General features: G+C 71.7%; 12 protein-coding genes. 3 read left to right on the top strand and 9 right to left on the bottom strand.

The genetic code is table 11. The features are described 5' to 3' along the window. Positions 1–89: 89 nt before the first annotated feature. The 6 genes from AMY39116_RS0320730 to AMY39116_RS0320705 all read right to left on the bottom strand — a co-directional run bounded on the left by AMY39116_RS0320730 (position 90) and on the right by AMY39116_RS0320705 (position 5226). On the bottom strand, positions 90–713 hold the full coding sequence (locus AMY39116_RS0320730) for an AAA family ATPase (protein ID WP_027936099.1): 624 nt from the start codon (positions 711–713) through the stop codon (positions 90–92). Between the two features lie 15 nt (positions 714–728). After that, positions 729–1133, bottom strand: coding sequence for a zf-TFIIB domain-containing protein (locus AMY39116_RS0320725; RefSeq protein ID WP_084506127.1), 405 nt, complete (start codon positions 1131–1133; stop codon positions 729–731). Positions 1134–1182: 49 nt separating this feature from the next. Beyond that, positions 1183–3423 (bottom strand): FtsX-like permease family protein, encoded by a 2241-nt coding sequence (locus AMY39116_RS0320720; protein ID WP_020419552.1) that lies wholly within the window; start codon positions 3421–3423, stop codon positions 1183–1185. After that, complete coding sequence (locus AMY39116_RS0320715; protein WP_020419551.1) at positions 3420–4094, bottom strand: ABC transporter ATP-binding protein; 675 nt, start codon at positions 4092–4094, stop codon at positions 3420–3422. Before AMY39116_RS0320715 ends, AMY39116_RS0320720 begins: the two co-directional genes overlap by 4 nt. Further along, positions 4091–4615 carry a PadR family transcriptional regulator gene (locus AMY39116_RS0320710; protein ID WP_020419550.1) on the bottom strand — a complete coding sequence of 175 codons (525 nt, stop codon included), beginning with the start codon at positions 4613–4615 and terminating at the stop codon, positions 4091–4093. Before AMY39116_RS0320710 ends, AMY39116_RS0320715 begins: the two co-directional genes overlap by 4 nt. A gap of 251 nt (positions 4616–4866) precedes the next feature. Then, the gene (locus tag AMY39116_RS0320705) at positions 4867–5226 is read right to left on the bottom strand and encodes a VOC family protein (protein ID WP_020419549.1); all 360 of its coding nucleotides are present in this window, start codon (positions 5224–5226) and stop codon (positions 4867–4869) included. A 104-nt stretch (positions 5227–5330) separates the two neighbouring features. On the opposite strand from AMY39116_RS0320705, the gene AMY39116_RS0320700 reads away from it, so the two are divergent. After that, positions 5331–5786, top strand: coding sequence for a CGNR zinc finger domain-containing protein (locus AMY39116_RS0320700; RefSeq protein WP_020419548.1), 456 nt, complete (start codon positions 5331–5333; stop codon positions 5784–5786). A gap of 223 nt (positions 5787–6009) precedes the next feature. Here the strand turns inward: AMY39116_RS0320700 and AMY39116_RS0320695 are convergent, their stop codons facing one another. Beyond that, a complete protein-coding gene (locus AMY39116_RS0320695) occupies positions 6010–7296 on the bottom strand; it encodes a DUF445 domain-containing protein (protein WP_020419547.1) in 1287 nt (428 codons plus the stop codon). A gap of 29 nt (positions 7297–7325) precedes the next feature. On the opposite strand from AMY39116_RS0320695, the gene AMY39116_RS0320690 reads away from it, so the two are divergent. Continuing rightward, positions 7326–8492 (top strand): pyridoxal phosphate-dependent aminotransferase, encoded by a 1167-nt coding sequence (locus AMY39116_RS0320690; RefSeq protein ID WP_020419546.1) that lies wholly within the window; start codon positions 7326–7328, stop codon positions 8490–8492. Positions 8493–9252: 760 nt separating this feature from the next. Here the strand turns inward: AMY39116_RS0320690 and AMY39116_RS0320685 are convergent. Then, complete coding sequence (locus AMY39116_RS0320685; RefSeq protein ID WP_020419545.1) at positions 9253–9795, bottom strand: RNA polymerase sigma factor; 543 nt, start codon at positions 9793–9795, stop codon at positions 9253–9255. A gap of 288 nt (positions 9796–10083) precedes the next feature. Between AMY39116_RS0320685 and AMY39116_RS0320680 the strand changes: the two genes are divergently transcribed. Next, a complete protein-coding gene (locus AMY39116_RS0320680; RefSeq protein WP_235716180.1) occupies positions 10084–10878 on the top strand; it encodes a hypothetical protein in 795 nt (264 codons plus the stop codon). Between the two features lie 411 nt (positions 10879–11289). On the opposite strand, the gene AMY39116_RS0320675 is transcribed toward AMY39116_RS0320680, so the two are convergent. After that, positions 11290–12711: a PLP-dependent aminotransferase family protein gene (locus tag AMY39116_RS0320675; RefSeq protein ID WP_039791664.1), complete on the bottom strand. Its 1422-nt coding sequence runs from the start codon at positions 12709–12711 to the stop codon at positions 11290–11292. Positions 12712–12732: the final 21 nt, after the last annotated feature.

Here is a 12732-nt window from a genome sequence, read left to right as displayed (position 1 = left end):
TTGCCGGCTCCTACAGCCGAGCCCACAGCACCCAGCCCTCGGTCACTCCGCACCCAGCCCGACGGCCGCGACCACCGTCGGTCGTCGCGCTACGGCAGCCGGCTTTCGACCCAGCTCGCGACGTGCTCGACGCTCGCGTCGAGCGGCGCGGTCGTCGTGTCGACGAGGGTGACCGGCGGGTCGAGGGTGTCGGCGTTCTTGTGCAGCCATGTGTTGAACTCGAGCATCTCGGCGATGCGTGGTTCGTCCCAGCCGCGCCAGGCGGGGCGCGCCCGCAGCCGCCGGGCGAGCACCTCCGACTCGGCGACCAGCGCGAGGTAGTGGATCTCGCTGAACAGCGCACGCTCGGGCAGCGTCTCGAACTCCGGGGGCACCACGGTGCCGCACAGCACGACCGGCCGGCCGTTCTGGTGCACCATCGCGGCCATCCGCAGCCAGGTGCCCCGAAACGTCGGGTGCCCGTTCACGTCGTCGCGGAGGCCGGCCACCCACAGCACGTCCTGCTCCAGCACCATGACCCGCCCGCCGAGCCGCCCGACCAGGGCCGGGCCGACGGTCGACTTCCCCGCCCCGCTCGGTCCGGTCAGGGCGAACAGCGGCAACCGGCGGAAGGGCCAGCGGTGACCACACCGGTGGCACATCCGGACGTCGCCCTCCACGGCCGGGACCTCAGCCAGGTCCCCGCATCGAGGGCAGATGCGGGGATCCAGCATCGCTTCCGGCATGTGTCAGTCGAAGAGCTGCTCGAGGAAGCTCCGCTTGCGGTGACCGCGGTGGCCGTACGGGCGCGGCGAATCCGAGTAGTACCCGCCGCCCTGGTACGGCCGGGGCGAATCGGAGTAGCCGTGCCCACCCCGGTACGGCCGGGGCGAGTCGGTGTGCCCGTGGCCGCCGTACGGGCGCGGCGAGTCCCGGTACGGCGCGGTGTGCCCGGCCGCCCCCTGGTACGGCGGCGGAGCAGCGGCGGGCCCGCCGTAGTAAGCGCTCTCCGCGCCCACGATCTGCTCCAACTCGCCGCGGTCCAGGAAGATGCCCCGGCAGCCTTCACACTGCTCGATGTGGATGCCGTTCTTGTTCACGGTCCGCATCACATTTTGACACTTCGGACAAATCACGTATGCCACCCTACGCATGATCCGGCCCGCGGGGAGTGGGGTCCGCCAGTTTCCCGCCCGGAGCGCGTCATTCCGCTCGCAGCGCCTCCACTCTGGTGACCGCCCGGAGCGCGGGCAACGCCGCACCGGTCACCGCGAATACCAGGACCACCGCCGTCACGGCGGTGACACCGATGAAGCCCGCGTCCACGTGCAGGCTCATGTCCGCGCCCAGCAGCCGCACGAGGAGGGCGCCGGTGCCGATCGCCACCGCCACGGCGACCGCGACCCCGAACACCAGCGGGATCGCGTTCTGCCAGAGCAGTGACCGTCCCAGGACCGGCAGCGGCACACCTGACGCGTGCATCGCCGCGAAGGCCCTCCGCCGTTCGCTCAGCTGCCCGGCCAGCAGCACCAGCAGACTGACCGCCGCGATGACGAGTCCCAGCAGACCGCCGGTGTAGAGCAGCCTGTTGACCGCGGCCAGGAAATCGTTCCCCCCGCCGTAGTACTCGTCCTCGCTGTACGCCGTCGCCTGCCACCCGAGCGGCCCGAGCGCGGCCCGGACCCGGTCGAGGGCACCCGTCTCGCCTGGAGTGAGGAGGAGCTCGATCATCCGCCCGCCGTCCGGCAGGTGCTGGGCGCTCGCGGCTGCCGGCGTCACCGCCAGGCCGACACCGTGGGCGACGCCAGCGGTGCCGGGAGAGATGGTCGCCGCTTCCGCCGGGACCGTGAACGGCGTTTCGTCCACGGTCATGGTCGAACCTGGCTGGACTCCCGACCCGGCCACGACGTACACGGCGCCGTCGACACACCCGGACGTTCCGAAGAGGTGCTCCAGCACCGGGCACGGCGCGACCAGCGATTCCACCGGCCCGCCGGTCCCGGGGCGCGCCGCCAGCCGTTGGATCGGGTACGCGCCGACCAGCCCTGGCGTCCCCTCGAGCAGGCGCATCGCCTCCGCTTCGGCGTCGTCGGTCACGCTGAGGTTCCCGGTCCCGGTCCCGGTGGCGACCCGAGCGCGATCCGCGTCCGCGGCGGCCGAGCCGATCATCGTCTGCAGCGTGATGACCCCGGCCAGCACGACCACCACGCCTGCCACGACACGGTTCGGCGTGCCGCTGTCGAGCTGCAGCCGCCGGACGGCCAGTTGCCACGCCGGGCTCCCGCCCCGGATCCGCCGCACCACCAAGTCGGTGATCCACGGCATGACCGCGGGCACGCCGATCAGCAGGAGCGTCGACCCGGCGAGCAGGAACGGCAGGGTGCTGGCCGGACGGGACGACACTCCCAGCAGCTTGTCCGGCAGCAGAAGCACGACACCGAGCGCGATCAGGACCAGCCGCCACCACAGCCGTCTGCGCTCCGGCTTCGCGTTGCGCAGGACCGCGAGCGGTTCGACGACGAGCCGCCGCAACCCGAACCAAGCCGGCCCGACCGCGAGCACCGGGACGAGCAGGGCCACCACCACCCCCAGTGGCCAGCCCGGCACGAAGTCCGGGCGGAAGACGGTGATCCCCTCGAACTCCAGACCCGCGGCCGACCCGCGCACCGCGAAGTAGATGGCCAGGCCCAGCACGCCGCCGGCCAAGGCGCCGGCCAGCGATTCACCGGCGGCGATCCGGTGCACCTGCCCACGCCGCGCGCCCGCGAGGCGGAGCGTGGACAGCCGCCGCTCACGCTCCGCACCGCCGATCCGGCTCGCCGCGCTGAGCAGGACGAGCATCGGGATGAGCAGCACGACAACGCCGACGATCAGCAGGAAGACCAGCTGCGGGGACGAGGAGTCCGGTGCCCCGCCCGCCCCGAAACCGGTGACCGCGACTCCCCCGTTCGCGGCACGGATACCAGTGGTGCCGACGTAGGCGAACAACTCGTCCGGGCCGGCGAGCCCCTCCGGTGCGATGGTGCCGACCACGCGCCCCGGGAATCGCTGCTGCAGCAACGGGTCCACCGCGAGCCGCTCCGCGAGCGCCGGCGACAGGACCGTTTCACCGGCTTGCGGGATCGCGACCAGACCGGGTGGAACCGGCGCGTCCGGGCCGACGGCGTCCAGCCAGGTGATCGTCAACGTCCGGTCTCCCACCGGGGTGAAGTTGGAAGACAGGTACAGCGACGCGGGCCCGTCCACGGCCGCCGGTTCGCGCGCGGCGATTCGGTCGCTTCGCTCACTCAGGGCGTTGATCGTGCTCGCGAGCAGCAGGAGCATCGCCAACGACAGACCGATGCCGATCGTGGTCAGCACCAGGCGGGGCAGGTTGGCGCGGAACGTCCGGCCGCCCCCGACGGCCAGCCGGAAGCCCAGCGCGAAGTCGTTGAGCCAGCTCACCGGACGGCCACCCGCTCCGGTGTCCGGCCGTCCCGGACGATGACCTCGCGGTCGGAGTACGCCGCCACCCGCACGTCGTGCGTGACCAGCACTACCGCGGTGCTCAGCTCCTTCGCCGCCGCCACGAGCAGGCGCATCACGCGTTCGCCGTTGAGGGAGTCCAGCGCTCCCGTCGGCTCGTCGGCGAAGACGACCTTCGGCGTGGTGATCAGGGCCCGCGCGATCGCCACCCGCTGCCCCTGGCCGCCGGACACCTCACCGGGCCGCTTGCCGGCGAGGTCGCCGAGCTCGAACCGGTCGAGAGCCGCCCGCGCCGACGCCTCAGCCGGCTTGCGCTTCATCCCGCCCAACCGCAGCGGCAGCGCGACGTTTTCCAGGCACGACAGCTCGGGGACGAGCTGGCCGAACTGGAAGACGAACCCGAACTCGCTGCGGCGCAACGAAGATCGGTCTCCGTCGGACAGGCTCGCCAGGTCGCGCTCGCGGTAGACGACCCGGCCGTCGTCCGGCGGCACGATCCCGGCCAGGCAGTGCAGGAGCGTGGACTTGCCCGACCCGGACGGCCCCATGACGGCGACGATCTCCCCCGCGTCGATCTCGAAGTCGGCGCCGCGCAACGCCTCGGTGGGCCCGAACGACTTGCGCAGACCGGTGGCACTGAGCAGGCTCATGCCTTCACCTGCCCGGCGAGCTCGTCGAGGCGGGCCGCGGTCAGTTCGAGCCAGCGCAGGTCCGCTTCCAGGTGGAACAGCGCGTGGTCGCAGATCAGCGTGTCCGCGAGGTCGCCCTCGACTTTGCGGCGGGTCAGCTCGCGCATGACCTTCAAGTGCGCGGCGCGCTGGGTGTCGAGCACCGTCGCCGCGTCGCGACCGGACATCAACGCGAGCACGACCTTGGTGTACAGCGTGTTCTGCAGGTACGCCTCCGGCTTCTCCGGAGTGCTGAGCCACTGCTCGACGTCGGTGATCCCGGCATCGGTGATCGCGTAGCTCTTGCGCTCCGGACCACCGCCCGGCTCGACCCCGCTCTCGGTGACCAGGCCGTTGCGGAGCAGGCGCGCCAGCGTGGCGTACACCTGCCCGTAGTGCAGCGGCCGGTCGTGCCCGAAACGCTCGTCGTACGCGCGTTTGAGCTCGTAGCCGTGCCGGGGGCCCGCCTCGAGCAGGCCGAGAAGTGTTTGTCCGATCGCCATGGACAGGACTATACACACAGTGTAGAGTCGCTGTCTATACACCCGGTGTATAGCAAGAACCCCCAGCGCGAGTGGGAGTGGCAAGCGCTGGGGGCTCGAGCGGGCGATCCAGCGGTCGCCTCTCGGCGAAAGGCGCGACACGGCTCCAGCAGGACTGGTGTTCCGTGACGGCGAAGAGGTGAGGCCCGGGGGACACGGACCGGATCGGCCACCCGGTCCAGCAGCGCCCCTCGACTACTTGTTCCAGGAGGTCAGCAGGCACAGAGACAAAACGGGTGACCGGCCGGATCGGCGTAGACCCGGAACCTCGATGCGTCGTCGAGCATTTTCGCGCCCAGCGACAAGGCACGGCTGTGGGCCGCTTCGAGATCCGTCACGTCCAGGTCCAGGTGGAGCTGCTGCGGAACATCCTGCCCCGGCCATTCCGGCGCACGGTAGGACTCGACGCGCTGGAAGGAGACCCGGACTCCATCCAGACCGTCGAGGACCACCCAGCTGTCGTCGTCCACCTTCGGCTGCGGCAGGTCCAGCAACCGTGCGTAGAACCCGGCCAGCTCCACCGGATCCGGGCAGTCGAGAACGATCGCGCCCAGTTTCGGAACGGCACCCATGCGATTCCTCCAGCACTCGAACGGCCAGCAAGCGGATAACCAGTGAAAGGAGTATGCAAGTTACGCGACACGTCCGCAACCACCGTCCGGCTTACACTGGTGACGTGAGCTCGACGGACGTGTCCCTCGTGGTGGATTTCCTCAATACCCTCGACGTGGAGGACGACACTGATGTGCTCACGAACACAGCCTCCTGGCGCGCCTGGAGCCATGAACGCGGGCTGGAAGCGGGCCCGGTGTCCGCGGCGCGGTCCGCCCGCACGGCCCTGCGCGCCGCGATCGGCGACACCTTGGACGCGTCGCCGCTGGCGGTTCCGGTCACGATCGAACTGGCCGTCGGCGGGCCGACCCTGGTCACCCGCGACGCGGTCGGTGCCGTGATGGCCGCGGCCGCCAGGTTGGCGGTGCTCGGGCAGTGGACGCGGGTGAAGATCTGCCCGGCGGACGACTGCCGCTGGGCGTTCTACGACGAATCCCGCAACCGCTCACGCACCTGGTGCTCCATGCAGGTGTGCGGCAACCGGGAGAAGGCGCGCAGCTGGCGCCAACGCCGGGCCTGAACACCCGGTGGAGTTGCCCACAGCACACCTGTGGACAACTCGTCCACCTGTGGACAACCCGGAAAGATGCAGGTCAGCGCATCTGCTGCGCCGTGTCGGCTGCCGAAACACGCCTCCACCGTCCTGCGGGGCAGCCGGACGCGCTTGGCTGCCACCAGCCGGGCGTGGCATCGGCTGTCCTGACGCCGCGCCGTGCAGGGCGGAACCGTCGGGCCGCGGTAGGTCAGAACAGCAGCTGGGCCACGGTGTAGATCACCAGGCCGGCGAGTGCGCCGACGACGGTGCCGTTGATGCGGATGAACTGGAGGTCCCGGCCGACCTGCAGTTCGACCTTTCGCGAGGTCTCCTCCGCGTCCCAGCGCTCGACGGTGTCGGTGATGATCGTGGTGATCTCGGTGGAGTAGTTGCGCACCACGTAGGCAGCGGCGCCCTGCACCCAACCGTCGACCTTGCCGCCGAGGCCTTCGTCGGTCACCAGGCGCTCGCCCAGGTTCCGCAGGCCCTCACGGACGCGGCGGCGCAGCTCGCTCGACGGGTCCTCGGCCGCGTTGAGCAGCATGCCCTTCGCGGTGCTCCACGCCGAACCGATCAGCTTCTGCACGTCGGGGTGGTCGAGGATCTGCTGCTTGACCTGCTCGGCGCGGGCCATGGTCTCCGCGTCGTTCTGGAGGTCCTGGGCGAACTCGCCGAGGAACTTGTCCAGGGCCAAGCGCATCGGGTGGTTGACGTCGGTCTTCACGGCCCACGCGAACGACAGGACCTCGCCGTACACCTTGTCGGCCAGCATCGCGTCGACGAACTTGGGCGACCAGCTCGGGGCGCGGTCGGAAACCACGCGCAGCACGGTGGCGTGGTTGTCGCGCACCCACTCGTACGCGCGGTCGCACATCAGGTCCACGAGCTTGTAGTGCGCGCCGTCGGCGAAGACCTGCTCCAGCAGCTTGCCCAGCGGCGGGCCCCACGGCTGCTCGACGACCCGCCGCACCACCGCCTGCTCCATGACGGCCTGCACGTCCTCGTCCTTGAGCACCGTCACGACACCGCGCACGACGGTGGCCAGTTCGGAGGTGACCCGCTCGGCATTCTCCGGCTTGGCCAGCCACTCGCCGAACCGCCGGGAGACCTGGACGCGCTGCAGCTTGTCGCGGACCACGTGCTCGGACAGGAAGTTCGTGCCCACGAACTCGCCGAGGCTGCTGCCGATCATGTTCTTCTTGCTGGGGATGATCGCGGTGTGCGGGATCGGCAGGCCGAGCGGTCGCCGGAACAGCGCGGTCACGGCGAACCAGTCCGCCAGCGCGCCGACCATGCCCGCCTCGGCGGCGGCCCGCACGTAGCCGACCCAGCCCGGCCAGCCGGCCGACTGCGCCCACGTCGTCAACAGGAAGATCACGGTCGCGCCGAGCAGGAAGGCGAGCGCCACCAGCTTCATCCGGCGCAGCGCCCGCCGCTTGCCCTCCTGGTCCGGGACCGGGGGAAGGCCGATGTCAGCGGGGGTCAGTTGCTCCACGACCCCATTGTCCGTGAGGATCGGCCATTATGCGCGAACCAGCTCTCGTCCCCCGGCTGCGGCCGTTCACGTCGACCATCTTCGCGGAGATGACCGCGCTCGCCGTGCGCACCGAAGCGGTCAACCTCGGCCAGGGCTTCCCGGACACCGACGGACCGTCCGGAATGCTCGACGCCGCGAAGAACGCGCTGTTCGGCGGCGCGAACCAGTACCCGCCCGGGCCAGGGCGGCCGGAACTGCGAGCGGCGATCGCACGCCACCGGGCGCGCTACGGGCTGTCCTACGACCCGGACAACGAGATCCTCGTCACCGCCGGCGCCACCGAAGCCATCTCCGCGGCGCTGCTGGCGCTGACCGAGCCCGGCGACGAGGTCATCGTGATCGAGCCGTATTACGACTCCTACGCGGCGGCGGTCGCGATGGCGGGAGCGACCCGGCGGGTGGTGTCGCTGGTCGAGGGTGCGGACGGGCGGTTCGCGCTCGACCTCGACGCGCTGCGGGCCGCGGTCACCCCGGCGACGCGCGCGATCCTGGTGAACTCGCCGCACAACCCGACGGGAACCGTTTTCACGCGCGAGGAGCTGTCGGCGATCGCCGACCTGTGCCGGGAACGGGATCTGATCGCGGTCACCGACGAGGTGTACGAGCACCTGGTCTTCGACGACGCCGAGCACGTGCCCCTGGCCGCGTTCCCGGGGATGCGCGACCGGACGGTGTCGATCTCCAGCGCGGGCAAGACGTTCAACTGCACCGGCTGGAAGATCGGCTGGGTGTGCAGCAGCCCGGAACTGGTGGCTGCGGTGCGGGCGGCGAAGCAGTTCATGACCTTCGTGTCCGGCGGGCCGTTGCAGCCGGCCGTCGCGCACGCGCTCGACCACGAACTGCCGTGGGTGGAGTCGCTGCGGACCTCGCTGGCGGCCAAACGAGACCGGCTGTCGGCGGGCCTCACGGCGGCGGGCTTCAGGGTGCGGCCGAGCCTCGGCACGTACTTCGTGTGCGCGGACGTGCGGCCGCTGGGCTTCACGGACGCCGCCGAGCTGGCGTGGCAGCTGCCGGAGCGGGTCGGGGTGGCAGCCGTGCCGGTGAGTGTGTTCACGGACAACCCGGCGGAGTGGCGGCACGTGCTGCGGTTCGCGTTCTGCAAGCGGGACGAGGTGCTGGACGAGGCGATCGAGCGGCTGCACAAGCTGGCCTGAGCGCGGTTCGGGCCCGACGGAGGCGGCGCATCGGCGCGAATACCTTGCCCGGGCGCGATCGCGGGTGGGTGGGTGCACCGCGAGATCGCGGCCGGGCTCGCGGCCGGGCTCGTGGATGGGCATACCCGGGGGCGCACCGGGCGTGAGGCTGGAGCGCCGGACGGCTGTGGCCGGAGGGCCGAGAGGTCACAGCGCCGGGAGCCGGAGCGCCGGGAGACCGGAGCACCGGGAGACCGCACAGCACCGCAGGCCGTAAGGCCGCGGGCGAAGGGCCGCAACGTCCAGCGCTGGAATGCCCAGAGCCGCAACCGCGCGGCGTCGGGCCGGAGCGCCGGAACTGAAACGCCGGAATAGCCGGTCGAGCCAGCGCGCCAGCGAGCTGGTCGAGCCGGAGAGCCGGAGAGCCGGGGAGCCAGTCGAGCCGGAGAGCCGGACACGGAACTCCTGCACCCGGCGGCCCGCGGCCGGGTGTCGGCGCACTGCGCCTGCACCCGGCGGCCGGCGCAGTGCGGCGCCGGGCCCGGTGAGCCCCTCCGGCTCGCGCGCCGCCGTAGCGAGTCCAGTGCGCGGCCGCGCTCCTCCGGCTCGCACGTCGCCGCAGCGAGTCCAGCGCGCGGCCGCACTTCTCCGGCTCGCGCGCCGCCGGGCCCGGTGAGCCCCTCCGGCTCGCACGTCGCCGCAGCGAGTCCAGTGCGCGGCCGCGCTCCTCCGGCTCGCGCGTCGTCGTCGCGAGTCCAGTGCGCGGCCGGGCCTCCCGGGCTCAGGCGTGGTCGTAGCCGTGGGCTTCCAGGTAGCGGCGTAGGCGGTCGAGGGCTCTGCGGCGCGTCGGGCCGACGCTGCCGATCGCGATGCCCAGCTCGGCGGCTATATCGGCGTGTGTGGCTGGTGGATCTTGCATCAGGAGTTCCACCAGGCGCCTCTGGGCGGGCGGCAGCTGGGTCACCGCCCGATGTAGCAGAGCGTCCCGCTCACTGGCCAGTACTTGGCGTTCCGGGGTGAGCTCGTCGGGCCGGTCGCACTCCGCTGGGATCTCCCGCCGCCGCGACTCCAGCACCCTCAGCGCCTGCCGGCGGGCCGTCGTCGCCAGCCAGGCGGGTAGGCGGGCCGGCTCCCGGAGCTCCCGCAGCTGCGCCAGCGACACCCACGTGTTCTGGCAGACGTCGAACGCGTCGGCGTCGCCGAGCCGGTGCGCCCGCGCCACGCGCAGCACCACCACCGACAACCCGCGCACCAACGCGGACCACGCGCCCTGGTCGCCACGCCACGCGCGGGCCAGCAACTCGATCAGTTCGATTTCGGTCATTGCACCCCTCGCGATCACCGGTCCCGACTCAGATGGCTCGGCCTGCGCGGAAGCTCCCGAAAACCGCTGGTAGGCGAGAAGTTGAGTAAAAGTACGCACACGTTGCGTGATCAACTAACGAACAGACACACGGAAGGCGGAACCAGGGTTCCGCCGTACGGGGCTGGATCGATCGCTTTCGAGGTGAAACACTCGCCACCGGCAGGAGAAATCAGGCTGGGATCAGCACACCTGATGACCAGGCCGGAACAAACTTTCCGTAGTCGTTCGTGGACGGTGGTGGTGGCGATGCGCGACGCGATCAGCGCGCGCCACTCCGCGCGAACACTTCCGGTCGAACTCAAGCTGCTGCTCGCGGGCGGATTCGTGCTCGCGGGCTGGCTGCTCACCGCGGTCCTCGGCGCGCCATCGGCCGCCGCCGACGAGGCGCCGTCCGAACCGGACACCGTCACCACGCAAGAGCAGCCGAACCTCCTCGGCACGGTGACCGGACTCGTCGACGTCGTCACCGACACGGTGAACACCACACTTTCGACCGTCACCGACACGGCGGAATCGGCACTGACGACCGTCACCGAAACGGCTGACCAAGCGACGCAGCCGATCACCGGAATCGTCGACGAGACCGTTCAGACGATCACCCCGAAGGCGCCCGAGCGGTCCGAACCGGCCGACACCGGAACCGTGGACAGCGAGCCGGCCGTCACCGAACCGGCGCCCGCGCCCCCGGCTCCCGCCGAACCTCCCGCGCAGCCTCCCGCCGAGCCGGCCCCCGCGCCCGTGCACGCGGTCACGCACCACGCGCCCGCCGTCAAGCACGCGACAGCGCCGGCGCAGCACCAAGACATCCCGGATCCGGTGCGCGCGGACAACGCCCCGCCGGCTCCGGCACCCACCGACCCGGGTGATCCCGGCGTCGTCATCACCGTTTCCCACGACTCCGGCAACGGCAGCCGCGACCTGCTGGCCGTCCTCGGCCCGCGTGCCTCCGCAGCCCCGGTTCAGCCGATCGTGGGAGCGCTGACCAGCGGTTTCGTGGGTATGGGCACCGTAGCGGGCCTGCCGCCCACTTCGCCCGACTGACGCGAAACCCGTTCACACAGGCGACCCGCGTCCACAACAAGATCAACTAGCGGGCCCCTCCGCAGCACACCTCTGCCGCCCGAGGGCCGAATCCCAGTCTTCCCGACCGGCCAACCGCGCCTGGCCGGATCGGGCGCTGGTCCCGGCGTCGCGATGCCCCCGCGACGCCGGGGCCCCACCGGGCACGTGTCGAGAGCTTCCGCTCACCGCGCCGAGCAGAAGCCCGATGCGCGCCTAGCCGCGATGACCCGCCGGCACGTCGAGGGGCGGTGCCGGCGGGTCACCGTGGAGCCCGGCCCGGAGCGATCCGGGCCGGGCGTCCCGCAGCCGGTGCGCTGGACGTCTTCGCCGAACTTCCTCCCTGGAGCGGCGAACGGACGACCAGCGCACCGGCTGTTCTTCCGGAACCTGTCACGCCACCGGCAGGTCGTCGGCAGGCTGCACGCGCACCGAGGCCGCCCCCAGCGCCAGCCGGGTCACCGCGTCGGTCAAGCGATCCGCCGGCTGCGCGAACGGGATCCGCAACCAGTGCTCCAGCCCGCCTTGGGCGCTGAACCTCGAACCGGGCGTGATCTGCACGCCGTGGTTGGCCGCGGCGATCGCGAGCCGCGTGCTCATCGGTTCCGGCAGGCGGCACCACAGCGACAACCCGCCCGACGGCACGCGGAACCGCCAGTCCGGCAGCTCCCGCCGCAGGGCCTCGGTCAGCGCGTCCCGCTGGGAGCGCAGGACGGCCCGGCGCGCGGCCGGGTCCGGGTCGCCCGCGTCGAACAACTCCGCCAGCACCAGCTGCTCGAACACCGGCGACCCCAGGTCGGATGCGAACCGCGCCGAGGTCAGGCGGGTCACCAGGTCCTCCGGCGCCCGGATCCAGCCGATCCGCAGCCCGCCCCAGTGCGACTTGGACACGGTGCCGACCGTGATCGCCCAGTCCCCGGCGAACGCGGCCAGCGGCGGCGGCCCGTCATCCCCCTCCAGGTCCAGCTCGACGAACGTCTCGTCCACCACCGCATGCGTTTGCGTCCGGGCCAGCAGCGCCCCCAGCTCCGCCCGCCCGGACGCGTCGAGCCGGTAGCCGGTCGGGTTGTGGAAGTCGACGATCAGGTACGCCAGCCGGGGCGCGGTCTGGCGCACCGCGGCCTCCACCCCCGCCAGGTCCCACCCGTGCTCGCCGAGCGCCACCGGCACCGGCGTCGTGTGCGCGGCGCGGATCGCGTCCAGGGCGTTCGGGTACGTCGGCTGCTCGACCAGCACCCGGTCGCCGGGGTGGGTCAGCATCCGCAGCACCAGGACGAACGCGTGGTGCGCGCCGTTGGTGATCAGGATCTGCCCCGGCGAGGTGGGCAGGCCGCGCGCGGTGTAGCGGGCGGCGATCCGCTCGCGCAGGGACGCAAGGCCGGTGCCGGTGTAGCCGTGCCGCCCCAGCTCGTCGACGAGCAGCAGCCGGGCGCGGTCGACCGCGGCCATCACCCCCGGGGCCGCCGGCGTCGCCGCGCGGACGAGGTCGATCGCCTGCGGCACGTCCGGCGACACCGGCTCCGGTGTCTTCCCCCGCGGCTTGGTGATCCACGATCCCGCACCCCGCCTGCTGGCCACGAGTCCCGCCTCGCGCAGGCGGTCCAGCGCGGCCGCCACCAGGGTGCGGCTGACGTCCAGCGCCTCGGCCAGCTCTCGCTCCGAGGGCAGCCGGGTGCCGACGGGCAACTGGCCGTCGAGGACGCCCAGCTCGATCGCCGCCGCGAGGTCCGCGGCGCCGTGACGCGAACCACTTCGACGCCACATGCCGAGCACAAGGGCCAATCTGCGGGCCGAAATGCGACCAATGGGGTCCATGGCAGCCAATTATCCCGAATT

It is taken from the genome of Amycolatopsis sp. ATCC 39116, from assembly GCF_000231075.2.
Lineage (GTDB): Bacteria > Actinomycetota > Actinomycetes > Mycobacteriales > Pseudonocardiaceae > Amycolatopsis_E > Amycolatopsis_E tucumanensis.
The sequence above is the reverse complement of the archived record's forward strand: the minus strand, read 5'-3'. Positions and strand labels throughout refer to the sequence as shown.

Bases quoted from the DNA above. Each gene is read 5' to 3' on its own strand.
- AMY39116_RS0320685 (WP_020419545.1), bottom strand. From the start codon at position 9,795: ATGACCGAAATCGAACTGATCGAGTTGCTGGCCCGCGCGTGGCGTGGC.
- AMY39116_RS0320705 (WP_020419549.1), bottom strand. From the start codon at position 5,226: ATGGGTGCCGTTCCGAAACTGGGCGCGATCGTTCTCGACTGCCCGGAT.
- AMY39116_RS0320725 (WP_084506127.1), bottom strand. From the start codon at position 1,133: ATGCGTAGGGTGGCATACGTGATTTGTCCGAAGTGTCAAAATGTGATG.
- AMY39116_RS0320680 (WP_235716180.1), top strand. From the start codon at position 10,084: ATGCGCGACGCGATCAGCGCGCGCCACTCCGCGCGAACACTTCCGGTC.
- AMY39116_RS0320730 (WP_027936099.1), bottom strand. From the start codon at position 713: ATGCTGGATCCCCGCATCTGCCCTCGATGCGGGGACCTGGCTGAGGTC.
- AMY39116_RS0320690 (WP_020419546.1), top strand. From the start codon at position 7,326: ATGCGCGAACCAGCTCTCGTCCCCCGGCTGCGGCCGTTCACGTCGACC.
- AMY39116_RS0320675 (WP_039791664.1), bottom strand. From the start codon at position 12,711: ATGGACCCCATTGGTCGCATTTCGGCCCGCAGATTGGCCCTTGTGCTC.
- AMY39116_RS0320715 (WP_020419551.1), bottom strand. From the start codon at position 4,094: ATGAGCCTGCTCAGTGCCACCGGTCTGCGCAAGTCGTTCGGGCCCACC.
- AMY39116_RS0320710 (WP_020419550.1), bottom strand. From the start codon at position 4,615: ATGGCGATCGGACAAACACTTCTCGGCCTGCTCGAGGCGGGCCCCCGG.